The organism is Vibrio sp. T9, assembly GCF_003123985.1.
Classification (GTDB): Bacteria; Pseudomonadota; Gammaproteobacteria; order Enterobacterales; family Vibrionaceae; genus Vibrio; species Vibrio diabolicus.
On record NZ_NIGY01000002.1, the window covers coordinates 306,066 to 330,904 of the forward strand.

At 45.0% G+C, this 24,839-nt stretch carries 19 protein-coding genes; 14 read left to right on the forward strand and 5 right to left on the reverse strand.

Features of this window, described 5'->3' with window-relative positions; genetic code table 11:
• Positions 1-11: 11 nt before the first annotated feature.
• Both leuB and leuA read right to left on the reverse strand, forming a co-directional pair.
• Positions 12-1,103 (reverse strand): 3-isopropylmalate dehydrogenase, encoded by a 1,092-nt coding sequence (gene leuB, locus CBX98_RS05770; RefSeq protein WP_109168755.1) that lies wholly within the window; start codon positions 1,101-1,103, stop codon positions 12-14.
• An 82-nt stretch (positions 1,104-1,185) separates the two neighbouring features.
• Complete coding sequence (gene leuA / locus CBX98_RS05775; RefSeq protein ID WP_006742733.1) at positions 1,186-2,733, reverse strand: 2-isopropylmalate synthase; 1,548 nt, start codon at positions 2,731-2,733, stop codon at positions 1,186-1,188.
• Between the two features lie 514 nt (positions 2,734-3,247).
• On the opposite strand from leuA, the gene CBX98_RS05785 reads away from it, so the two are divergent.
• The 8 genes from CBX98_RS05785 (at position 3,248) to CBX98_RS05820 (ending at position 14,071) form a co-directional block, all read left to right on the forward strand.
• Positions 3,248-4,045: an SH3 domain-containing protein gene (locus tag CBX98_RS05785; protein ID WP_109168756.1), complete on the forward strand. Its 798-nt coding sequence runs from the start codon at positions 3,248-3,250 to the stop codon at positions 4,043-4,045.
• Between the two features lie 148 nt (positions 4,046-4,193).
• Positions 4,194-4,742 carry a phosphatase PAP2 family protein gene (locus CBX98_RS05790; protein WP_109168757.1) on the forward strand — a complete coding sequence of 183 codons (549 nt, stop codon included), beginning with the start codon at positions 4,194-4,196 and terminating at the stop codon, positions 4,740-4,742.
• A 3-nt stretch (positions 4,743-4,745) separates the two neighbouring features.
• Positions 4,746-5,792: an MJ1255/VC2487 family glycosyltransferase gene (locus tag CBX98_RS05795; RefSeq protein WP_005392259.1), complete on the forward strand. Its 1,047-nt coding sequence runs from the start codon at positions 4,746-4,748 to the stop codon at positions 5,790-5,792.
• Positions 5,793-6,348: 556 nt separating this feature from the next.
• The gene (gene calR / locus CBX98_RS05800) at positions 6,349-7,308 is read left to right on the forward strand and encodes a LysR family transcriptional regulator CalR (RefSeq protein WP_005379693.1); all 960 of its coding nucleotides are present in this window, start codon (positions 6,349-6,351) and stop codon (positions 7,306-7,308) included.
• Positions 7,309-7,602: 294 nt separating this feature from the next.
• Positions 7,603-9,411 (forward strand): long-chain fatty acid--CoA ligase, encoded by a 1,809-nt coding sequence (locus CBX98_RS05805; protein WP_109168758.1) that lies wholly within the window; start codon positions 7,603-7,605, stop codon positions 9,409-9,411.
• Positions 9,412-9,860: 449 nt separating this feature from the next.
• The gene (locus CBX98_RS05810) at positions 9,861-11,585 is read left to right on the forward strand and encodes an acetolactate synthase 3 large subunit (RefSeq protein ID WP_109168759.1); all 1,725 of its coding nucleotides are present in this window, start codon (positions 9,861-9,863) and stop codon (positions 11,583-11,585) included.
• 1 nt (position 11,586) lies between these two features.
• A complete protein-coding gene (gene ilvN / locus CBX98_RS05815) occupies positions 11,587-12,081 on the forward strand; it encodes an acetolactate synthase small subunit (protein ID WP_005392253.1) in 495 nt (164 codons plus the stop codon).
• Between the two features lie 109 nt (positions 12,082-12,190).
• Positions 12,191-14,071: a diguanylate cyclase gene (locus tag CBX98_RS05820; RefSeq protein WP_005392251.1), complete on the forward strand. Its 1,881-nt coding sequence runs from the start codon at positions 12,191-12,193 to the stop codon at positions 14,069-14,071.
• Positions 14,072-14,135: 64 nt separating this feature from the next.
• On the opposite strand, the gene CBX98_RS05825 is transcribed toward CBX98_RS05820, so the two are convergent.
• Together CBX98_RS05825 and pykF are read right to left on the reverse strand one after the other, a co-directional pair.
• On the reverse strand, positions 14,136-14,822 hold the full coding sequence (locus CBX98_RS05825) for a GntR family transcriptional regulator (protein WP_006742739.1): 687 nt from the start codon (positions 14,820-14,822) through the stop codon (positions 14,136-14,138).
• A 157-nt stretch (positions 14,823-14,979) separates the two neighbouring features.
• Positions 14,980-16,392, reverse strand: coding sequence for a pyruvate kinase PykF (gene pykF / locus CBX98_RS05830; protein ID WP_005392243.1), 1,413 nt, complete (start codon positions 16,390-16,392; stop codon positions 14,980-14,982).
• A gap of 433 nt (positions 16,393-16,825) precedes the next feature.
• Here pykF and CBX98_RS05840 point away from each other — a divergent pair, with 433 nt between their 5' ends.
• The 5 genes from CBX98_RS05840 (at position 16,826) to CBX98_RS05860 (ending at position 22,290) form a co-directional block, all read left to right on the forward strand.
• A complete protein-coding gene (locus CBX98_RS05840; RefSeq protein ID WP_005392240.1) occupies positions 16,826-17,587 on the forward strand; it encodes a DeoR family transcriptional regulator in 762 nt (253 codons plus the stop codon).
• Between the two features lie 114 nt (positions 17,588-17,701).
• Positions 17,702-19,534 carry a glutamine--fructose-6-phosphate transaminase (isomerizing) gene (gene glmS, locus CBX98_RS05845; protein WP_005392238.1) on the forward strand — a complete coding sequence of 611 codons (1,833 nt, stop codon included), beginning with the start codon at positions 17,702-17,704 and terminating at the stop codon, positions 19,532-19,534.
• 205 nt (positions 19,535-19,739) lie between these two features.
• Positions 19,740-20,117 carry a DUF3316 domain-containing protein gene (locus CBX98_RS05850; RefSeq protein WP_005496993.1) on the forward strand — a complete coding sequence of 126 codons (378 nt, stop codon included), beginning with the start codon at positions 19,740-19,742 and terminating at the stop codon, positions 20,115-20,117.
• Positions 20,118-20,219: 102 nt separating this feature from the next.
• Positions 20,220-20,912 (forward strand): heavy metal response regulator transcription factor, encoded by a 693-nt coding sequence (locus tag CBX98_RS05855; protein ID WP_029805540.1) that lies wholly within the window; start codon positions 20,220-20,222, stop codon positions 20,910-20,912.
• A complete protein-coding gene (locus tag CBX98_RS05860; RefSeq protein WP_172605929.1) occupies positions 20,905-22,290 on the forward strand; it encodes a heavy metal sensor histidine kinase in 1,386 nt (461 codons plus the stop codon). Before CBX98_RS05855 ends, CBX98_RS05860 begins: the two co-directional genes overlap by 8 nt.
• 54 nt (positions 22,291-22,344) lie before the next feature.
• Here the strand turns inward: CBX98_RS05860 and CBX98_RS05865 are convergent, their stop codons facing one another.
• Positions 22,345-23,427, reverse strand: a complete 1,083-nt coding sequence (locus CBX98_RS05865; RefSeq protein WP_109168761.1) for a glycerol dehydrogenase — start codon at positions 23,425-23,427, stop codon at positions 22,345-22,347.
• A 353-nt stretch (positions 23,428-23,780) separates the two neighbouring features.
• On the opposite strand from CBX98_RS05865, the gene dhaK reads away from it, so the two are divergent.
• Entirely contained in the window at positions 23,781-24,839 is a 1,059-nt protein-coding gene (gene dhaK, locus CBX98_RS05870; protein WP_005383055.1) for a dihydroxyacetone kinase subunit DhaK, read from the forward strand.

Here is a 24,839-nt window from a genome sequence, read left to right on the forward strand (position 1 = left end):
TCTGTTCTGTATTACGAGTTTAAGATGTACTCAGCGATCTTATCGCCCATCTCTGATGTTGTAAGTGCCGGGTTGTTGACTGCAAGGTCGCCTGTTAGCTCGCCAGCTGAAAGTGCTTTCGACACCGCTGCTTCGATGTCTTGTGCTGCGGCTTCTTCGCCAAGGCTATAACGTAACATCAGTGCTGCCGATAGGATTTGTGCTACTGGGTTGGCGATGTTCTTACCTGCGATATCTGGTGCGCTGCCGCCTGCTGGCTCGTACAGACCGAACTTACTTTCGTTAAGGCTTGCTGAAGGCAGCATACCCATTGAGCCAGTGATCATCGCGCACTCATCAGAAATGATGTCGCCGAAGATGTTCGAACACAGCATTACGTCGAACTGTGCTGGGTCTTTGATAAGCTGCATGGTTGCGTTATCAATGTACATGTGTGATAGCTCGACATCTGGGTAATCTTTTGCGATTTCTTCGACCACTTCACGCCATAGGATTGAGCTTTGTAGAACGTTCGCTTTGTCGATAGAGCATACTTTCTTACGGCGTAGACGAGCAGACTCAAAAGCGATTTTTGCAATACGTTCGATCTCAAAGCGGTGGTACACCTCAGTATCAAATGCTTTTTCTGTTGCGCCTTCACCTTCACGACCTTTTGGTTGGCCGAAGTAGATGCCGCCCGTCAGCTCACGGACTACAACGATGTCAAAACCGCGACCTGAGATGTCTGCACGTAGTGGTGAGAAAGCTTCAAGACCTGAGTGGATTTGCGCTGGGCGTAGGTTACAAAATAGTTGGAAGTGTTTGCGTAGTGGAAGTAGGGCGCCACGTTCTGGTTGGTCGTTGGGTGGCAAGTGCTCCCACTTCGGGCCGCCAACCGAGCCAAATAGTACTGCATCAGACTCTTCACACGCTTTCACGGTGCTTTCTGGAAGTGGGCTGCCATGATTGTCGATCGCGATGCCGCCTACATCATGCTCGTCACGCTCAAACGCAATACCATGCTTCTTTTCGATAGCATCCAATACTTTGTGTGCTTGCGCCATTACTTCCGGGCCGATGCCGTCACCGGGTAGGACGGCAATTTTGTATGATTTGTCTGTCATGTTAATCCTTTAAGTTTTCTAATTTTGAGCTTAATTATTTCAACGAGCGTGTTCTTTCCTGAGCCATGCAGCCCAGTTGTTATTACACAGTCGCAATCTTTTTCTGCTTCATTTCTTCGATTTTGTCTGCACGGTGGATGCTATTAATAACGTGCAATAGTGCTTGGCCGGAAGCTTCAACGATATCGGTGGAAACGCCTGTACCGTGGTATTTACGACCTTTGTAGTTGGCAATGATGTCAGCTTGACCCAAACCATCTTCACCTTCGCCTTTCGCGGTTAGGTCGAATTTATCCAGTACGATGTCGTAGCCTGTCACGCGGTAGATACATTGGTATAGCGCATCAACTGGGCCATTACCGACTGCCGCTTCACACATTTCTTCATCGCCACATTGCATTTTGATGCTGGTGGTGGCCATTACGCTGCCCGATTGCACGCTTAGGTAGTTCAGTTTGTAGAAGTCATCTTCTTCACGCAGGTTCGAGAAGTGCATTAGGGCCTCTAGATCGTAATCGAACACTTGGCCTTTGCGGTCGGCAAGTTTCAAGAAGTCCGCGTATAGAGCGTCTAGGTTGTACTCGTCCTCGTTGTATCCCATGGTGTCCATGTGGCTCTTCACGGCTGCGCGACCACTACGGCTGGTTAGGTTTAGTGCTTGGTTTTTAAGGCCAATCGACTCAGGGGTCATGATTTCGTAGGTATTCTTATTCTTTAACATGCCATCCTGGTGGATACCTGAAGAGTGGCTAAAGGCATTCGCGCCCACAATCGCTTTGTTGCTCTGAATTGGCATGTTGCATAACTGGCTCACCAACTTACTGGTGCGGTGAATTTCATCATGCTTGATGCCAGTGTGAACACCCAAGAACTCTTGACGCGTCTTGATGATCATTGCGATCTCTTCAAGAGAACAGTTACCCGCTCTCTCACCAATGCCATTGATGGTGCCTTCTATCTGACGTGCGCCGGCTTGAACGGCGGCAATAGAGTTGGCAACTGACATCCCCAAGTCGTCGTGACAGTGAACGGAGATGATCGCTTTATCAATGTTTGGAACGCGGTTGAAAAGGGTTTGAATAATGCCACCAAACTCGCTTGGTACTGTGTAGCCAACGGTATCTGGAATGTTGATTGTGCTCGCACCGGCATTGATGGCAGCTTCTACCATGCGACATAGGTTGTCGATAGGAGTACGCCCTGCATCTTCACAAGAAAACTCGACATCATCGGTGTAGTTACGCGCATGTTTAACGGCGTTGACCGCCATTTCAAGTACATCGTCGTAGCTGCGGCGTAGTTTGTCTTCTACGTGAATGGTGGAAGTGGCTAAAAACGTGTGAATACGGAATTGGTCGGCCACTTTTAATGCTTCAGCGGCGGCATCAATATCTTTCGCAACGGCACGCGAAAGGGCACAAACTCGACTGTTTTTGATGTTTTTTGCAATGGTTTGTACCGACTCGAAATCACCAGGTGAAGAGATTGGGAAGCCAGCTTCGATAACATCAACGCCGAGTCTTTCCAGCGCATAGGCAATTTGCAGTTTTTCTTTAACCGTCAAGCTTGCTGACAACGCTTGCTCGCCATCACGCAATGTGGTGTCGAATATAATGACCTGATCGTTCATGTTTGCTTCCTTCCTGATTTCTGCACTTTACGTGCAAGTTAATCGTTTACTTCCAGTATTTAGATATAAAAAAACCCGCATTCTCATGCGGGTTCTTAGAAATTGGTGTGGTTATTTTTCTTCCACAGCCTACCCGCGCGAACTGGTCACGATCAGGAGGAGGCTAAGCAGAATAGAAAAATGAGCTGACATAGTTGTTAAGCTTTCCACATAATTAAGTTAACAAATTAGTACCGCACTCCATGGAGCGCGTCAACCCTAAAGTCGATTTTTTATTCATATCGGATGACTCTTTTCATTTACTCGAGAAAAATGATGCGCTAAGTGAAACTGCATGGTGCGATAGAAACGTGCTAGAAGAGGCAAGTTCTCATCAATTTTGCGACGTTTCATTACCAAAACAAGCATTGGGATTGCGACTTGTCACACAAAGGCCCGAATTGTTTGGCAAAAGTTTTGAATGACCATTTATAGTAGTGCAGTTGCACTAGGTAAAAAGAAGGGTTAAGGAATAATGAGGTTAGCAAAACAATTTGGACGTTCAGCCGCAGTATTTACTCTGGTCAGCTTATCGGGTTGTCAGCTGTTTCAATCTCAAACCTATATGGCAGAGATTTCCCCTGTTGTTATTAATGATCACTCTCAGAGTGTCATGGTGATTAATGATCAAATGGATCGATTCTTGAGCTACGAGGGACGTGAATCGTTTTTGAATCAAATGCTCGTTGCTCTTGAGTCGGACAGTCGAGATAAATTTAAAGGCAAAGATCCGGAAACCTATTCGTGGTGGAAGATCCGAGTGCAACCTAGTGAGAAACAACAAGCGGAAGTCTTCCGACCAACAGCTGACGGTGTGGATACCTCAAACCCCGTTGAGTTTATGGATGTCTCCTATCGCTCTAAGACCACATTAAACCTGCGATCCAAGCCGAGCCTAGAAGGAGAAAAGCTTGGCGTGTTATCGAAAGGGGAAGTTTTTAATGTGTTGGCAAAAGTGGTGGATCAACCTTGGTTTCTCGTTGAACAGAAAGGCGTGATAAAAGGTTACGTCCATAAGGATTATGCGCGCAGCAATGTGGTAAATCGTGACATTCTTTCTACACAGCCTAATCCTATTTTAGAGTCTGCTTCGAGCATAACTGAGCAAACGGGCATAGAGCATGAACTGTCAGGAAATTACACTTGCCGCTCCCTTAGCTACGAGCTAACAAAAGATGGCGACATGACGATGGGCTCTTTGCGCGCCTGTCGTAAGAAGAGAAAGGTCTGGTACATCGATACGCCTCAACCGCAGCAAGCAAACCCTTCTTAATCGTTCTCTCCTACGATTGTGCTCAATAGATCATTGGGCACACTCTAATTTGGCATTTGTCATTAATTGTCCAAACTCCCGTCATGCAGTTGTCACCTAAACCTCCTACTTTTCACACAACGGCGTTGTCAAAGTAAGGAAAGGCCACATGCGAACCATAGAGACAATTACACAGCCAATTGCAACCATTGCTAAGTTTGATTTAGCGCTCTCTAGTGCTTGTCTTAAGCACCGTTTTAATCAGCAAGTTGCCAACATCAGTAAAGGAGTCTCCCACAGTGGTGACGGACATCTGTACTTGGTGCTAGGTTTATTAGCTTGGTATTTAGATAAAGAGCAGGGAGTTTGGTTTTTACTGGCGGGTTTACTTGCTTTTGCCATCGAGTTGCCAATTTATTGGACGCTGAAAAACAGTTTTAAGCGTCGTCGCCCTGAAGAACTCAGTGCACTCCTTCCTGCTTTTATTACCCCCTCTGATCGCTACAGTCTTCCTTCAGGACACACTGCCGCTGCGTTTGTCATGGCGACGCTGATTGATCATTTCTATCCGAGCCTAGGCGTTGCTGCATTCTTTTGGGCAAGTTTAATCGGAACTGCGCGAATCTTATTGGGGGTGCACTTTTTTACCGATGTCATCATTGGTGCACTGCTAGGTAGTCTTTGTGGTGGATTAGCGATTGCGATGCTGGGAGGCTAATTGATGAAAATCTTATACGGTGTTCAAGGTACAGGAAACGGACATATTGCGCGTGCGAGGGCGATGAGTCATGCGTTTAAAGAGCACGATGTTGAGGTCGACTTTTTGTTTTCTGGACGAGCGCCTGAAAAGTACTTTTCAATGGAAGCGTTTGGCGATTATCAGACTCGCCGAGGCTTCACCTTTATCACTGAAAAAGGTTCAGTGAACTATGCGAAAACAGCATTGAGTAACAATTTGGTGCAATTTTGCAAAGAAGTTAAACAGCTTGATTTGTCGTCCTATGATCTCGTGCTCAATGATTTCGAGCCTGTTACGGCATGGGCGGCAAAACAACAAAATAAGCCGTCGATTGGTATCAGTCATCAAAATGCTTTCCGTTATCCAGTGCCGTTAAAGGGAGCGAGTTGGTTAGACAAATCCGTCATTGAATACTTTGCGCCTTCTCAACACCACCTTGGTTTGCATTGGCATCATTTTGATCAACCTTTGCTACCACCGATAGTGCATACCGTCGATAGCCAAGCAGAAAATGATGATTTTGTTTTGGTGTATCTACCGTTCGAATCCATTGAAGACATCTCGGATTTACTGTTCCATTTTAACCAGCAAGCGTTCATCTGTTATCACCCCGATGTGATCGAATGTGAGCAAGTGGAAAACATAGAATTACGCCCTTTATGCCACAGCAACTTTCAGCATCATTTGCATCGGTGTAGTGGTGTCATTGCCAATGGTGGATTTGAGCTCCCTTCGGAAGCTCTGTCTCTAGGGAAAAAATTATTGCTTAAGCCACTCGCAGGTCAGTTTGAGCAACAAAGCAACGTCGCGACCTTAGAAGACTTAGGGCTTGCGATGTCGATGGAGAGCTTAGACATTTCCGCAGTACGCCAGTGGCTAAAGGAGCAACAAGCCGAAAGTGTGAAATACCCAGATGTTGCTCAGGCCATTGTCCATTGGGTATTGCAAGGCGCGTGGGATTCACAAGCGGAGTTATCCAAACAGTTGTGGGAGCAAGTTGATTTCCCAAGTTACGTGTCGAACATTTAAGTACGTTGTTCTAAGTACATTGTTCCTTCCTATTTTTGACACGATTTTGTTGCAGCCTTTCAACCTAGAAGGCTGCATTTTTATTCTCTCTCTTTCATTTCTATTCAATGTGTATTTGCTGATAATTTGACTGATAAGTGCAAATTTCACTCAGAGATATAGTCGTCATCTGTTGGTTTGTTCTCGACTGATAACTGAGGTAAATGCATGCATGTGGTGACCATCCGTCTCATCAATTTGCTAAATACTTCCTCAAAGAATGCGCTTTTACGTGTTTTATAGTTTTTTATGTTTTTATCAAGCCATTGTTATTTAAAGGGTAAATACCTAATCGGCTAAAATTTACTGATTAAATATCAATCTAGTTGCGAAACCGCAATCGATTAGTTGATAGTACAGTTCGAGCCGGAAGTATCCGGACGGCAAATATAATAAAAAGTTAGGTTATCTATTCGTAAAATGATTCGAATCCAGCCGCCGTCTTTTGTGCGAGATGGGATTCTATTCGTTATGAATTTAATGAACAAAGTTGACGATTACAAAAGAGGCGCACTCAATGTTAGAGAAGAAAGATGCGATGAGCGCAATTGCTAGCTACCGTATGGAAAGCACTTTGCGTGGTGTAGATTTAAACCTACTGACTGTATTTGATGCTGTGATGCAAGAGCAAAATATTACTCGTGCAGCACATAACTTAGGCATGTCTCAGCCGGCAGTAAGTAATGCCGTGGCACGCCTAAAAGTGATGTTTAACGACGAGCTGTTTATGCGTCAGGGCCGTGGTATTCAGCCAACGCAACGTGCTCGTCAATTGTTTGGTCCAATTCGCCAAGCATTACAGCTGATTCGTAATGAACTTCCTAGCTCCGTATTCCAACCAGAATCTTCGACTCGCTTATTTAAGCTGGCGATTTGCAGCCCTTGTGACATGCGTTTTGCTCCGAAGATCATGGCAAAAGTGAATCAACAAGCACCAAATGTTCAGCTTCACCTAGATGCAGAATTTGACCGTCTGTTGTCTGAGCGTATGCGCTATCAAGAAATTGATTTCGTGATCGATTATGCTCGCTTTGATGAGCAAGGTTTCTCAAGTACTGAAATTTTCAAAGATGAATTAGTGGTTATCGCGTCAAAAACACACCCACGCATTCAAGGTGGTGTAACGGCCGAGCAACTGCTTAACGAAAAACATGCGAAGTTATCGAAAGTGCACGGTCAACGTAGCTTCTCAGAACAAGCATATCGTGAACTGGATTGCCAAGCCGCGTACGAAGGCTCTAGTCTAAGCAACCTACTATATGTGGTGGGTCAATCTGAGCTTGTGACTATCGCGCCACGTTGGATGGCAGAAAATGCGGTAAACAGCGATCAGCTGCAAATTCTAGACTTCCCATTTGCAAACAAGGAAATCAGCGGCTTCTTAAGCTGGCATGAATCAAGTGAAAAAGATAAAGGCCACATTTGGCTGCGCGATCAACTGATGATCACTTGTGGTGAAGTGGTTGCCGCAAAATAAGATGACGTTTGGTCTTATCGGTTAAGACCATATTGGTAATCATCAATTTTTACAATTCATTGGTCCCCGAGAGATTTTTGTCTCTCGGGGCTTTTTGTTTTAGCAATCAACAATCGAAACAGTAAGTTAAATAGAGTAATCATTCAGCAGTTTTGGGTATGTTCGCGACGTATAAGTGATAGTTGTCTCTTATTAGTGATAAGTTTGATACTGGTCAGTTGCGTTTTAGCAAGCCGTGAGTACACTTGTTCGCTCAATTAGCTTACGCCTGTAAGCCAAAAGGTAAGTAAAAGAATGGCCAAGTTAGATTTTCATATCGTTAAACGTATTCGTGAACAAATTGCGAACGGTGGTACACGCGTTGCACTCAAGCATAAAGTGGGTGAGGAATGGCAAGGTATTACGTGGACGCAATTTGGTCAGCAAGTTGATGCTTTATCACTTGCACTTTTGGCTCAGGGATTAGGAGTCCAAGATAAAATCGGCATTTTCTCGAACAACATGCCGCAATGGACGATTGCTGATATTGCAGCGCTACAACTACGCGGCGTAACAGTACCTATTTACCCAACCAATACCGCCGCTCAGTCGGCGTACATCATTGACAACGCAGACGTCAAAGTGCTGTTTGTTGGTGAGCAGCCACAATTTGACGCAGCAGTGAGCATTTTCGACCAGTGCGAGCAGTTAGAGCTCATTGTTGCAATGTCTGATGATATCGAACTTGGCGAGCATGATTTCGTTATCTCTTGGCAAGCATTTGTCGCCAAAGGCGATACCACATACCAAGTTGAATTGGACGCACGTTTAGAGCAAGCAAAGGAAGATGATCTACTCACGCTGATTTACACCTCTGGTACCACAGGTCAACCGAAAGGTGTAATGCTAGATTACGCAAACATTGCGGCGCAATTGGAAGGGCACGATCAACGCTTGAGCCTTTCTCAAAGTGATGTGTCACTGTGTTTCCTTCCGCTGTCACACGTATTTGAACGCGCTTGGACCTTTTATGTGTTGTACAAAGGGGCGACCAACTGCTATTTGCAAGACACCATGCAGGTACGTGATGCACTGAGCCAAGTACGACCTACCGTGATGTGTGCCGTACCGCGTTTCTATGAGAAGATCTTCTCTGCGATTCATGAGAAAGTGTCTCGCGCACCGATTCACCGTAAGATTATGTTTACTTGGGCTGTGAACATGGGCGCAAAAATGGCCGCTTGTCATCAAGAAAAACGTCAGCCATCGCTCATGCTGCGCAAGTCATATGCATTGGCGGATAAATTGGTTCTGAGCAAGCTGCGTGCGTTACTTGGTGGACAAATCAACTTTATGCCGTGTGGCGGTGCGAAGTTAGATGAAACCATAGGCCGATTCTTCCACGCGATTGGTATCAATGTGAAGTTAGGTTACGGCATGACTGAAACCACGGCGACAGTATCGTGTTGGGATGATAAGTGCTTTAACCCAGACTCTATTGGTATGTCTATGCCTGGCGCGCAAGTGAAGATCGGCGAGAACAACGAGATTCTGGTGCGTGGTCCAATGGTGATGCGTGGCTATTACAAAATGCCAGAAGAGACCGAAAAGACCTTTGATGAGCACGGTTTCCTAAAAACTGGCGATGCGGGTTACATTGATGAAAATGGCAACCTGTTCATCACTGATCGTATCAAAGAACTGATGAAAACCTCTGGCGGTAAATATATCGCTCCGCAAATGATTGAAGGTGCGATAGGTAAAGACCACTTCATCGAGCAAATCGCGGTTATCGCGGACACGCGTAAGTTTGTCTCGGCGCTGATTGTGCCGTGTTTTGATTCTCTTGAAGAGTATGCGAAAGAGCTGAATATCAAGTATCACGATCGCGTTGAATTGATTAAGCATCACCAAGTGGTCGAAATGCTTGAGAAGCGTGTTAACGATCTCCAAAAAGAGTTGGCAAAGTTTGAACAGGTGAAGAAGTTTAAACTGTTACCAAGAGCTTTCTCTATGGATGATGGTGAGTTAACGCCAACTCAAAAACTGCGTCGTAAAGTCATCAATGACAAATACCAAGATGAAATTGAAGAAATGTATAAGGAAAAGTCAGAGAAAAAGTAACTTAAGCTGACTTAGATTTTATATTGATGAAAAAATCCCCAGTGATGTTATTGCGCATTGCTGGGGATTTTTGTTTGTGTTGATTCTTTCTATTTTGCTCACCAAATACAGCTATTTAGCACCCTATACTTAAAAGGTTCTGAAATAATGTTCTTTTTTTGAGCGTTAAATTTTTAGGTTGTACTGTGAAATAAGGTATGTGTGGCTGCTATTCCTACTAACATTCTAATTACTAGCATCTTGTTTAAAAAGTAGACCAATCTCTCATTAGACCCGTTGATAATAAAACGTTACATTTGTTGGGTAACCTTGCGGGATGTTATGACGAACGCAAGACATAGCCGAAAACGTGGAAGTATTTCGATTAGGCTACGAATAAGACCTAGACTATGTAAAACCAGACCAATCCGTTGACCTTACGGTGAGGAAACTGGCTAAGGAGAGCAATTATGACAGCAATGTTGTCAGGCGCAGAGATGGTGGTTCAATCTCTGATAGAAGAGCACGTAGAGCAGATCTTTGGCTACCCAGGTGGCTCTGTTTTGGATATCTACGATGCACTGCATGCCAAAACCGATCAAATCAAACACGTACTTGTAAGGCATGAGCAAGCCGCCACTCATATGGCAGATGGTTACGCTCGCGCTACCGGTAAACCGGGTGTCGTACTGGTATGTTCAGGTCCAGGCGCGACCAATACCATTACTGGTATTGCCACGGCTTATATGGACTCCATCCCAATGCTCGTTATCTCGGGTAACGTACCTAATAGCCTAATTGGTAATGATGCTTTCCAAGAATGTGACATCGTTGGTGTCTCTCGCCCAGTGGTCAAACACAGCTTTTTAGTGAAAAAAGCGGAAGATATTCCTGAAACGATCAAGAAAGCGTTTTATATCGCGACCACAGGTCGACCTGGTCCAGTAGTGATTGACTTGCCGAAAGATGTAATGAATCCGCAAATCAAACTGCCTTACCAATACCCAGAAACGCTTTCAATGCGTTCTTACAAGCCGACGACGTCGGGTCATAAAGGCCAGATTAAAAAAGCGCTTAAATCGCTGTTAGAAGCGAAAAAACCAGTGCTTTATATCGGTGGTGGTGCTGTGATTTCTGGCGCTCATGAACATATTTTAGAGCTCTCCGACAAGCTGAACCTTCCAGTAGTCAGTACGTTGATGGGACTAGGCGCATTCCCTGGAACGCACAAAAACTCACTGGGCATGCTGGGTATGCACGGTACTTACGAAGCCAATATGGCGATGCATGAAGCGGATCTTATTTTTGGTATCGGTGTGCGTTTTGATGATCGCACGACGAACAACCTTGAAAAATACTGCCCAAACGCAAAAGTCATGCATATTGATATCGATCCATCATCGATCTCGAAAAACGTGAAGGTGGATTTACCTATCGTCGGCTCTGCGGAAAAAGTGCTTACAACCATGCTTGGCCTGCTGGCAGAGCAAGAAGGTGGGAACGATGAAGATGCCATCACCGCATGGTGGGATGACATTCAAGTGTGGCGTGACCGCAACTGTTTGGCTTATGAGAAGTCACCAGAGCGAATTAAGCCACAGCAAGTGATTGAAACCTTGCACAAGCTGACCAATGGTGATGCGTATGTTGCTTCTGATGTGGGTCAGCACCAGATGTTTGCAGCACTTTACTACCCATTTAACAAACCACGCCGTTGGATCAACTCGGGTGGATTGGGCACTATGGGATTTGGCCTTCCGGCTGGTATGGGTGTTAAGTTTGCCATGCCACAAGAAGAAGTCGTGGTTGTTACGGGCGATGGCAGTATTCAAATGAATATCCAAGAGCTTTCGACAGCCATGCAATACGACATTCCAGTGAAGATCATCAACCTAAACAACCGCTTCTTAGGCATGGTAAAACAGTGGCAAGACATTATTTATCAAGGTCGTCACTCTAATTCTTACATGAGTTCTGTTCCTGATTTTGCAGCGATTGCAGAAGCTTATGGTCACGTCGGTATTCGTATCGAAACGCCTGATCAGCTCGAAGAAGGGCTACAAAAAGCGTTGGATATGAAAGATCGTCTGGTGTTTGTGGACATCAACGTAGACGAAACCGAACACGTATACCCGATGCAAATCAAAGGTGAGGGTATGGATAAAATGTGGCTAAGCAAAACGGAGAGAACTTAATATGAGACACATTATTTCACTGCTATTGGAAAACCAACCGGGTGCGTTGTCTCGTGTTGTTGGTTTGTTCTCTCAACGTGGTTACAACATTGAATCTTTGACGGTATCACCGACAGATGATGAAACGCTGTCGCGAATGAACATTACCACGACGTCTGATGAGATGCAGTTGGAGCAAATTCAGAAGCAGTTACACAAATTGATCGATGTGCTGAAAGTACAAGAAGTCACCGAGTACGAGCACATCGAACGTGAATTGATGATGGTGAAAGTGAAAGCCAGCGGTTTTGCGCGAGCAGAAGTGAAACGGACAGCGGACATCTTCCGTGGCCAGATCGTGGATGTCACCGCTGCTCAATACACGGTACAACTTGCGGGCACGAGTGAAAAGTTGGATGCCTTCATTCAAGCGATATCTGAAGTAACTGAAGTCGTCGAAGTTGCTCGTAGTGGGGTAGTGGGCATTGCCCGAGGTGAGCGCGCACTCAAACCGTAATTGTCTAATTGCATATAGAAAAGCCACTTAATCTAAGTGGCTTTTTGTTTAGAAAATAACAATTAATGATATAATTGTCGTTTTAGTAAGCATTATAGGCAGTAGACGCGTGAAAATACCTAAGCGAGTCGGCACATTGTTGGCGACAGCACTATTTTTTAGTGCGCTCACTGCAGTTTACTATTATCAGAAATATCTGACGTTATTAGAGAGTAACGTTGAGAATACCGCTCAAGAAGCATTACACCAACTGGCTTATACTGGTCGCGAATACAACAATATTCAGGATCAAATTGAGACGATCAGCGATCTTCTCGGTCACAGCCAAAGTCTTTACGACTATCTACGTCAGCCGAACCGGGTCAACCTTTCTATCTTAGAAGATATGTGGATCTCGGTTGCGATCAACCAAAAGCTATATAAACAAATTCGTTTTCTTGATATTACCGGTCAGGAAAAAGCACGGATTAATTACGATTTCAAAACGGGTATCGCTGCACCCGCCCTCAAATTACATGACAAGTCAGAGCGGGATTATTTTCATTACGCGCAAGGTTTAGGTAATGATGAAATTGCGTCGTGGGGGATTGAACTGGAGCGGGAAAATGGTGAGCTTGTTTACCCTTATAGCCCTTCATTGCGTATTCTGATGCCGATTTCTCTCAATGGGAAACGCGAAGGGTATCTTGTTCTTAATGTTGATATTGAGTATTTATCTTCTCGACTCAACTACTCACCGGTGCGGGATTTTCATATTGAGTTAATTAAAAGTGATGGCTTTTATATCGCGAGTCCTAAGTCATCACGCTTGTACGGCAATATTATCCCAGCTCGTTCTCAATTTAATTTTGGCCGGATGTACCCCAACATTTGGCGCACGATGATCTCAGAGGTTTCGGGCTATGAGTACAACGGCTCGAATTTGATTGCGTATAGCACGATCCAATTTGTTTCTAGTGAACCACTTCATCTGGTGATTGATCTCACGAATGAGCAATTACTATCTCGATCTCAGCGAGATATTGATGACTTAATCCAAGAAGCGTTTTTTGTATTAAGTTTGGTGTTTGGTTTTACTTTACCAACGACCGCGCTAGCCCTGCACTATCGACGTCATAGTATGGAATCGAAGTTAGCTCGGGCTGCACTTGATGGCATGACTGCGGTGATGATCTCAGATGCGTCGCATCGAATCATTATGGTGAACCAAGAATTTGAAAACATGATGGGCTATTCCACCAAGCATACTCAAGGCTGGAATGCGCATAATCTAATTTTCTTACCGGAAGATCTCGAGTCGACCCTCAATATTTGGAATAAGCTTGCGAACGAGCACGTTTGGGAAGGTGAGGTTCGTTGTCGAACCAAGTTTAATCACGTATTTACCGCCATTATGCGCATTCAGGCAAACTTAACCAAGTCAGGTAAAGTAAGCTATTACATCACGTCGCTGGTGGATATATCCGAGCAAAAAGAGCTGGAAGAAAAGCTACGCAACCTCAGTGAAAAAGATGGTTTGACGGGCTTGTGGAACCGTCGAAAATTTGAAGAGCAATTAGCGCAATATGCCGGGATTATTGAGCGTTATCCTGATAGTCCCCCTGCATGTTTGGCGTTGTTTGATATTGACCACTTTAAGCGCATTAACGATGAACTTGGGCACGATGAAGGGGACAAAGTGATTTGCAGTGTCGCGGAGACTCTTCTTAAAGAGGTGCGCAGTACTGACTTTGTGTCTCGCGTCGGTGGTGAGGAGTTTGCGGTGATCATGCCGCATACCACACTCGAAGAAGCAGAAGTTGTATTGAACCGGTTACGTGTGGCGGTTCAACTGCGCAGTGATAGAGCTATTACCGTTAGTGCCGGGTATAGTGATTTAACTTCTGATCGCACGCGCACTTATAAATGTGCTGATATTGCCTTGTATGAATCCAAAAGTGCAGGGCGTAACTGCGTATCGCTATGCCATAGTTTCGATGATATTGCTTAGCTCTTTTTCAAAAACAAAAAATCGGGGATAGACCCCGATTTTTATGCTTATTTTAGCCTCTGCGTTATTCGCTAGCCAGTATGCGATATTGGTTGTCGATGGCCGCTTCGATACATTGCATTGACTGTCTCAAATAACGCTCTAGATAACCTAAAGCATCCTGGCTCTTTTTATCTAACGACGTCTTCATCAGCATTTCTTGCTCATCGATATTACAGTGCCCTGGGTTTCCTGTACCTAACATTTGCATAGCAAAATATTGGTAACGCTTAATTTGCGTGAGTAGATCACGGAAAAAACCAAACATATTGGCAGAGCCAGCGCCTTCAAACAGCGCAGTAAGAAACTGATTATGGCGTTCTTCCCATTCCTTCCAGCAAAAGCTTTCGCCAGATTTAGAGCGGGATAACTTGTGATAAGCGGTTAGGACGTCCAGTTCCCAATTTTCATCGCCAATCACAATTGCTTTATTTAGTAGGCATGCAGAGACCATTTGTAGGCTCTCGTACAAGTCATTCAACTCATCTTTACATACAGGTGCAACCCAGCAGCCTTTTTGCGGCTCGAGTTTGACGTATTTGCTCCACGATAACTGCACCAAAGCTTCGCGAATGGGTGACGCTCCTACGTTGTACTTCTCTTTGAGTTCCGCAACCACGAGTTTTTGACCCGGTTTAAGCACGCCATCGAGAATATCCTGACGGATCATTTTTGATACTTTGTCGGTAAGAGTGGGACTGGACACATACACCTCATAGAAATTTTAATCGTGACGACAAAATTAAACAGTACGCAATTCTGCGCATGGTGAATGATACAGTTAGGCTATTATTAGAGCAAGAAAGCCATATAAAAAAAGAGGGCATAAGCCCTCTTTATCAATCAACTGAAGTATGAAAAGTTCAGTCTTATAGTACGTGTACAGAAGCTGTGTTCGTAGTGCCTGAAGCGACTAGAGCACCAGAAACCATCACTACGATGTCACCTTTGTTACCTAGACCAGATTCTAGAGCAAGCTCTTTACCTGCTACGTAGAATGCGTCAGTGCTTTCGATAGAATCAACAACAACTGGCGTCACACCTTTAGTTAGAACAAGTTGTGCTGCTGTTTTCTTGTTTGTTGTTAGTGCTAGGATGTTTGCAGTTGGGAAGTATTTACGTACTGAACGTGCAGATTTACCACCTTCAGTTGCAACAACGATAAGTGGAGCAGCCAGTTTCTCAGCTGTGTCTACTGCGCCTTTACATACTGCTTCAGTGATACGTAGACGTGGGCTGTCTAGACGAGAACCTAGCTCAGCTTTTAGCGCTGAATCAGTACGGTTCGCGATTTGGGCCATGATAGTTACCGCTTCAACTGGGTACTTACCTTTCGCTGTTTCACCAGAAAGCATTACTGCGTCAGTACCGTCCATTACTGCGTTAGCAACGTCGCCTGCTTCCGCACGAGTAGGACGTGGGTTGTTGATCATAGAATCAAGCATTTGAGTTGCAGTGATAACCATCTTACGTGCACGGTTACACTTCTCGATCATCATTTTCTGAGCGAAGATTACTTCTTCAGCTGGGATTTCAACACCTAGGTCACCACGAGCAACCATGATGCCGTCAGAAAGCTCTAGGATCTCGTCGAAGTTATCAACACCTTCTTGGTTTTCGATCTTAGAGATGATGTGGATGTTCTCGCCGCCGTTTGCCGCTAGAACTTCACGGATTTCTTGAACGTCAGAAGCTTTACGGATGAAAGAAGCTGCTACGAAGTCAACGCCTTGCTCACAACCGAATTTAAGGTCGTTCTTATCTTTTTCAGATAGAGCAGGTAGGTTTACAGAAACGCCAGGAAGGTTAACACCTTTGTTCTCGCCTAGTGCACCGTTGTTAAGTACTTTACATTTAACTTCTGTTTCAGTCTTAGAGATAACTTCCATCTCGATTAGACCGTCGTCGACTAGGATAGTGTTACCTACGTTTAGGTCTGCTGCGAAACCTGCGTAAGTTACTGCAACTTTATCTTTGTTACCTACAACTGAAGTGTCAGTTGTGAAAGTGAATTCTTGACCAGCTACTAGATCAACGTCGTTACCGCCTTCTAGCTTAATAGTGCGGATTTCTGGACCTTTAGTATCTAGAAGAATTGCTAGTGGTTTGCCAGTAGCTTCCATTACTTTACGGAAGTTCGCGATACGAGTGCCGTGTTCTTCGTAGTCACCGTGAGAGAAGTTAAGACGCATTACGTTCATGCCTGCGTTCACTAGCTCAGTTAGCTTCTCTACAGATTCAGTTTTAGGGCCAATCGTACATACGATTTTGGTCTTTTTCATGGAAGATACTCTCCGGTAAGTATAGTTACAATTTGAAAGTCGGTTGTTTACTCTGAAGTTAGGGCGTTATTGATGACATTTAGTGCCTGTCACCCACCGATTTTTCGCCTCATTATCAGTACTTCAGATTCTGAAAGTCTTTCACCAAGTTTAGTCATTTTATGACTAAAAGATCGGCGATTTTGGTTACCTTTTTGTGACTAATCCCACTTTATATGCAGAAAGTTGCAAAAAAATAGCCTTCAATTCTGTAATTTTTTTTCTTTTCGGTGGCGAATTCTACCACTGAATGAATCCAATATCACTGTTTAAGAATTGTCTTAGGACAAGGTTTTATCGAGAAATATTAATTTTTTGGATCGAAATAAATGGACTTAAAAGTTTCGGTTTGACTATAATAAGTTTCACATCGAAACTTAAGTTCAAAACGTAAATGTCGAAACGAAACACTCAACTAAGAAGACACGCCATTTCTAACTTGGTTTCTGAGCTAGGAGAAGTCAGCGTTGACGAACTCGCTCAGAAATTCGAAACCTCAGAGGTCACGATTAGAAAGGATTTAGCTTCTTTAGAGAAAAATGGCCAACTTCTACGCCGCTACGGCGGTGCGATTGCTATCCCAACCGAAGTCATTCACGAAGAATTGAGCGCTAATGTTTCGACTCGAAAGCTAAACTTGGCAAAAGCAGCGGCATCACTGATTCGAGACCATAATCGCATAGTGATCGACAGTGGCAGTACGACGGCTGCGTTGATTCAACAGTTGAATGACAAACGTGGCTTAGTTGTCATGACCAACTCGTTGCATGTTGCTAACGCCCTTAATGAATTAGAGAGCGAACCAACACTGCTGATGACTGGCGGGACTTGGGATACGCACTCAGAATCTTTTCAAGGCAAAGTAGCCGAATCTGTATTACGAGCTTACGATTTTGACCAGCTATTTATCGGTGCGGATGGCATCGATCTCGAACGCGGCACCACAACGTTTAATGAATTGGTTGGTTTGAGTAAGGTGATGGCGGAAGTGTCGCGCGAAGTGATCGTCATGATCGAATCGGAAAAAATCGGTCGTAAGATCCCGAATTTAGAGCTCGCTTGGCATCAAATTGATGTGCTAGTGACGGATGCTGATATTCAGCAAGAACACAAAATACAGATTGAACAACATGGCGTGAAAGTTATTTGCGCCTAATCTAATAATGTAATCAGTTTCATATTTCACTTCCCTCTGAATACAGGCCTTTGCTTGCTGCCTCTATCTGAAACATGGCTAGGGAAGAACAAAACTACAAACGGAGATAAACACATGTGTGGAATCGTAGGTGCAGTAGCACAACGAGATGTTGCAGAAATTTTGGTTGAAGGTCTACGCCGCTTAGAGTACCGCGGTTACGACTCTGCTGGCGTTGCTGTTGTTGATGGCGAGTCAAACCTAACGCGCGTTCGTCGCTTGGGTAAAGTGCAAGAACTGGCTGATGCAGTAGAAGAAGCAAAAGTGATCGGCGGAACGGGTATTGCACACACTCGCTGGGCGACGCACGGTGAACCATCTGAAGTTAATGCACACCCACATATGTCTGGCGATATTGCTGTTGTACATAACGGTATTATCGAAAACCACGAAGAGCTTCGTGAATTGCTTCAATCTCGTGGTTACGTGTTTGAATCTCAAACGGATACAGAAGTTATCGCACACATGGTTGAGTGGGAACTTCGCACTTCAGAAACGCTACTAGAAGCAGTACAAAAAACAGCAAAACAACTTGAAGGCGCATACGGCACGGTAGCGTTGGATCGCAAAGATCCTTCACGCATCGTAGTTGCACGTTCAGGCAGCCCGATCGTAATTGGTTTTGGTGTGGGTGAAAACTTCCTGGCTTCTGACCAACTTGCGTTACTGAATGTAACGCGCCGTTTCATGTACCTAGAAGAAGGTGATGTGGCAGAAATCACTCGCCGTGAAGTTACTGTCTTTGACGCAACGGGCGAGCTGGTTGAGCGTGAAATCGTAGAATCCAACGCAGAACATGATGCTGGCGATAAAGGCCAATACCGCCACTTCATGCAAAAAGAAATCTATGAGCAACCTAAAGCGTTGATCAACACAATGGAAGGCCGTATCACGGCAGACTCTGTTGTAACTGATGCGATCGGTGTGCATGCGGCTGACATTCTAAGCAAAGTAGAACACGTACAAATCGTTGCGTGTGGTACGTCTTACAACGCAGGTATGACAGCGCGTTACTGGTTTGAAGACATTGCTGGCGTGAGCTGTGACGTAGAAATTGCCTCTGAATTCCGTTACCGCAAGTTTGTGACTCGTCCAAACAGCCTATTGATCACGTTGTCTCAGTCTGGTGAAACCGCCGATACGCTAGCAGCACTTCGTCTTGCGAAAGAAAAAGGTTACATGGCGGCGATGACCATTTGTAACGTAGCAGGTTCTTCTTTGGTTCGTGAATCAGATTTTGCGTTCATGACTCGCGCTGGTGTTGAAATCGGTGTCGCTTCAACCAAAGCGTTCACGACTCAGCTTTCTGCACTATTGATGCTGGTTACGGCGTTAGGTAAAGAGCAAGGTCGCGTTAGCAAAGAGAAAGAAAAAGAGATTGTTGAAGCGCTACACGCACTTCCTAAGCAAATCAACGCGGCACTTTCTTTCGAGAAAGACATTGAAGCACTAGCGACAGATTTCGCAGACAAGCACCACACACTGTTCCTAGGTCGTGGTGAATTCTATCCAATCGCGATGGAAGCGTCTCTAAAATTGAAAGAGATCTCTTACATCCACGCAGAAGCTTACGCGGCGGGTGAACTGAAACATGGTCCTCTAGCGCTGATTGATGCTGACATGCCTGTTGTTGTGGTTGCACCAAGTAACGACCTACTTGAAAAGCTAAAATCAAACGTTGAAGAAGTACGTGCACGTGGCGGCCTTCTATACGTATTCGCAGATGCAGACGCAGGCTTCGAAGGCGATGAAACAATGAAGATCATCACGATGCCTCACGTTAGTGAAATCACGGCGGCGATCTACTACACCATCCCAATGCAGTTGCTGTCATACTACGTAGCGCTGATCAAAGGTACGGATGTAGACCAACCACGTAACCTAGCGAAAGCGGTAACGGTTGAGTAATTACGCTTAACAGCAAAAATCCCAAGCGGCACATGCGAGAGTATGTGCCGCTTTTTTTTGTCTTATTCTAAGCGTAATGGAACGCTCAAGAGCCTTCGCCAGTAGGTTACTTTCATGACAAAAATGTCATTTTGTTGAAAGGGTGGTGTCAGAGGCGGTGTTCAATAATGACCTCATTGAAAACAAGCACTCAAAGGTTAACAACATGAACGCAATCAAAACTGCTCTTTTTGTAACGGTAATGGCAATGACTAGCGCATCTGCATTCGCTCAACCACTTTTCACTGGTGGCAACTACGTGAGCCGCGAAGAGATGAAAACAATCTCAGTTACGCCGACGGCAACGTCAGATGAGGCTTATCAACAGGCACTGTCTGAACTCAATTCACTTAAAACCATGACGGCTCGTGAATTGAATAAAGAGCTCAATATCCTGACGTTTAATGTGAAGTCTCGCAGTACGCATTTAAAAGATGGTGGCTTCGTGACCGTGCAAGAACGCATGAATGAAGATGGTCAGTTGGAATATTTGGGCAAAGTGAATGTCAAAGTGCATTATGCCGAACGCGATAACAATCGATAATGGTTTACCAAGGAGGAAGAGTATGGTGTGGTTCACATCATGCTCTTTTTCGAGCTTTATACTGGGTTCTCATCCTCCCGCTAACATACTAGGTAAGTAAAGTTGAAAATATTGATCGTCGAAGATGAGCACAAAGCCGGAGAATATCTGCAAAAAGGTTTGATTGAATCTGGGTATGTGGTGGATTTAGTGCATGATGGGGTCGATGGGCTGTATCACGCTACCAGTGAAGAATATGACTTAATCCTCCTCGACATTATGTTGCCTAAACTCGATGGTTGGCAGGTGCTTAATACATTGCGCAGTAGTGGGATTCACACCCCAGTGATCATGCTGACAGCGAAGGAGCAAGTGGAAGATCGCGTGCGCGGTTTTGAGCTGGGTGCCAATGACTATGTGGTAAAACCTTACGCGTTTGCGGAGCTACTGGCGCGTGTTCAAAACGTATTTCGTCATCATATTACCGCGCAAGTGGTCGCATCGCCGCAAACATTACGTGTGGCAGATTTAGAACTTGATATGATCAAACGCGTTGCCACGCGCGCGGGGCAGTCGATGTCGCTTACCGCCAAAGAATATGCCCTGCTTGAGTTGTTGATGCGCAAAACTGGCCAAGTGCTTTCACGTACCACCATTGCGTCGTTAGTGTGGGATATGAACTTTGACAGCGATACCAATGTGATTGATGTGGCGGTCAAACGTCTGCGTAGCAAAGTGGACAAACCGTTCGATAAACCACTGATTCACACTGTCAGAGGGATGGGCTACAAACTCGAAGAGAGTCGTGATGCCTAAGTTTTCGCTGCCTTTTTCCATGAAAAACAAGCTCGTGCTGATGTTTGTTAGCATGACGTTTGTTACCTATTTTTCTTTGGCTTTCATCCTACAGTACGCCATTGAGCGCCACTTTTATTCGCAAGATTTCAGCTATATTTCCAGTAAGTTCAATGCCATTGAGAACGAGTTAAAACGCTCGCCAGAGGATGTGTTCAAGCAAGCGAATAACAGTACGCTCTATATGTGGGTGTTTGAAGGCAAGCAGAACGTGTATCAGAATTCGAGCCTGACGATTCCTCAGAACCGAGCCTACAGCATTAGCTCACCTCAGGTCTTAAATCACGAGCGCGCCATCGAATGGAGTGAGGACTCGCTGAATATTCGCGCGTTTGCGTTTCAAGCTGGGGAGTATCAGGTGGTGCTCGGCATGAGTATCAATCACCATATTTTGTTTTTGGATAAGCTCGACTGGATTTTGTTTTGGGCGCTCGGTTTGGCGTTTGTGATTTCTTCCGCGTTGAGCGGTTGGATGGTAAAACGTGGGTTGAAGCCGATTGTGGGATTGAATCAGCACATTCAACAGATATCACCAGAGCAAATGGGCATTCGTCTCGACCCCGATTCGTTGCCAATAGAACTGCGCGAGTTAGCCAACAAACACAACGCGATGCTCGATAGGTTGCAAACTGGTTTTCGCCGCTTGAGCGAGTTTTCTTCTGATATAGCACATGAGTTAAAAACGCCACTCACCAACATTACCACGCAAAATCAGGTCATTTTAGGTGCGTGTCGAACGCCTGAAGAGTATCAGGATGCGATTGCCTCAACGTTGGAAGAACTCAACCGCATCACGAAAACCATCAACGATTTGCTCTACATTGCCAAGGCCGAAAACAAGCTCATTCATCGCCATGACGAAGTGTTTGCGGTGCAGGAGGAAATCGACCGTTTGGTCGCGTATTTTGAAATATTGGCCGAAGATGCCGATGTGCAAATCGTGAGCTCAGGCGACGGTCAGCTCTATATGGACAAAAACATGTTTGAGCGTGCAGTGGGCAATTTGCTCTCCAACGCGATTCGTCATGCGTATGCTGATTCAACCATTGTGATTGACGTTCAAGCGGTTGATGAACAGGTGACGATATCGGTCAGCAACCAAGGTGACACCATTGCAGAGCAAAACTTACCGTACCTTTTCGACCGTTTTTATCGCGCAGATAAGTCTCGCCAACATGTAGGCAGTGTAGGAGCAGGGCTAGGTTTGTCGATTACCCAATCTATCGTGCAAGCGTATGAAGGACAGATAAAAGTAACATCAGATAAAGACAAGACGCGGTTTGTTATGATGTTGCCATCGGCAGGTGTCAATGGAAGTGATAAGTCAGTTGAAGCATAAAAGGCAAACCTTGGCTTGCCTTTTGAGACTCAAACTCGTTTGAAGTTATTTGGGTTATTGGCCCAGTTGATGAGCGGTTAGAATAGCAGAGTAGACATTTTCTGCCGTCACTGGGAATGGCATATTGTGGATGGTTTCTCCCTCGGCCGTTGAAGCTTCGGCGACCTCACGCAACTTAGCGTGATTAAGCTCTTTAACGCCCATATCAAATAAGTTGGTTGGTAGACCTACAGAGAGGCAGAAGGCGAGAACCGTATTAATCTCTTCCATCGCTGCGTTTTCTAGCACCAATTGAACAAGTGTGCCGAACGCGACTTTCTCACCATGATAGAGATGGTGACACTCTTCGAGCTTGGTTAGGCCGTTATGAATAGCGTGAGCGCCCGCTAGGCCACTGCTTTCAAAACCGATACCGCTTAGGTATGTGTTGGCTTCAATGATATTTTCTACCGCTTTGGTGCTCACACCATTTTCTACCGCAGCTTTTGCTTTTACACCATCTTCAAGCAAGGTTTCATAACAGAGCTTCGCAAGCGCTTGCGCTGAACGCGTCGCTAAACCACCAGCCATTGTTGCCTTACCAGAGGTCATGTTGGCTCTGGCTTCAAAGTAGGTGGAAAGCGCGTCACCCATCCCCGATACCAGTAGGCGAACAGGGGCTTTGGCGATGACTGATGTATCCATGATGACCATGTCTGGGTTTTTAGGGATCATCAAGTATTCCGCAAATTCACCTTCTGGTGTGTATATCACCGCAAGAGCAGAGGTTGGCGCATCAGTCGAGGCAATCGTAGGAACCACCACGACAGGAATTTTGGTGTAAAACGCAACGGCCTTTGCTGTATCTAACGTTTTACCGCCACCAATACCGACAATGACATCATGTTTTTGAGTCGCACAAATGTCCGTGATGCGTTCAATCTCAACGCGCGAACATTCGCCACCAAAAATGTTCATAGTGAGTGGAAGCTTTTCGTCAGCAAAGCTTTGTTTGACGTCATCACCAACCAGGTTAGTCACGAACTCATCAGCAATTACTAACGGACGTTCACCCAATGTTTTCACATAGTGAGCGATAGATGTAAGTACTTGTTCACCTTGGACGTATTTGCTTGGGCTGATAATAATTTTGTCCATAATTCAAACCTTTAACCTTTTTTATGTGTGTTTTGGACTGCAATGAAAATCCATTGTAGCGATAAGGTTTATATTAGGTTTGGTGTGGTAAGTGGTGAAGGATATCTCTGATTTTGTTCCATGCTTTTATGACCTCTGTGTCAAACCGACTGTCAGAAGTAATAAGCATCAGCATGCTTTATGGCGACGATCACTATTCAGAAAAATTTGTCGTTTTTCGTTTCATATTGAAACAAGAATGTCGAAGATTTTGTTTCAATATGAAACGGATTGATTTTTGTTGAGTACGCTTTTTCTCTGTTTAAGATGAATTCATACCCTACATAAAAATATAAATGGAATGAGATAGAACGATGAAAAAGTTAATTAACCAAGTCGATGATGTTGTATTGCAGCAAATGGAAGGCCTGGCATTGTCCCGCCCTGAGCTAAAAGCTAACTACGAACCTCGTTACATGTGGCATGAGGAAACGCCGGGGCAAGTGGCATTGGTTTCTGGTGGTGGCTGTGGTCATGAACCTTTGCACGCAGGTTTTATTGGTAAAGGTATGCTGACAGGCGCCTGCCCAGGAGAGGTATTTACTTCACCTACGCCAGATCAAATGTACGAATGTGGCAACCAAGTGAATACTGGTGAAGGCGTGCTATTTATCATTAAAAACTACACCGGCGACGTGTTGAACTTTGAAACGGCCGTGGAGTTGCTTCATACCGATGGCATTAAAGTTGGGTCGGTGTTGGTGGATGACGATGTTGCAGTCAAAGACAGCCTGTATACCGCTGGTCGCCGTGGCGTCGCTGGAACGGTATTGGTTGAGAAGTTAGTTGGGGCTGCCGCGAACAAAGGTTATTCGTTGGAGCAATGTGAAGCACTGGCTCGTCGCGTTAATAATCACTGTCGTTCATTTGGCGTGGCGCTTAATGCTTGTGTTGTGCCAGCGGCGGGTAAACCATCTTTTGTTCTGGAAGATGATGAAGTGGAGTTTGGTGTTGGTATCCATGGTGAACCAGGTATCAAGCGAGTGAAATACACCGACGTCGATACGTTAGTGGATGAAATGTTTGCTGAAGTTGCTGAAAACACACCTTATCAGCGCACTTTGCGTATTTGGAATCGTGACGAAGGTGAATGGGATGAAGTGGAATCCAGCATTGAGCCTTTTGCTGCTGAACACGACTACATTGTGATGGTGAATGGTATGGGCGGTACGCCAACTTCAGAGCTTTACGGAGTGTACCGCCGTCTTGCTCATAACTGTGAGCAAGCAGGGTTCCGTATCGTGCGTAATATGGTTGGTAACTTCTGTACATCACTCGATATGGAAGGCGTTTCAATTACGTTGTTGAAGGCAGATAAAGAGATGTTGGAGCTGTTTGATGCTCCTGTCGATACGGCCGCGATCAAGTGGTAA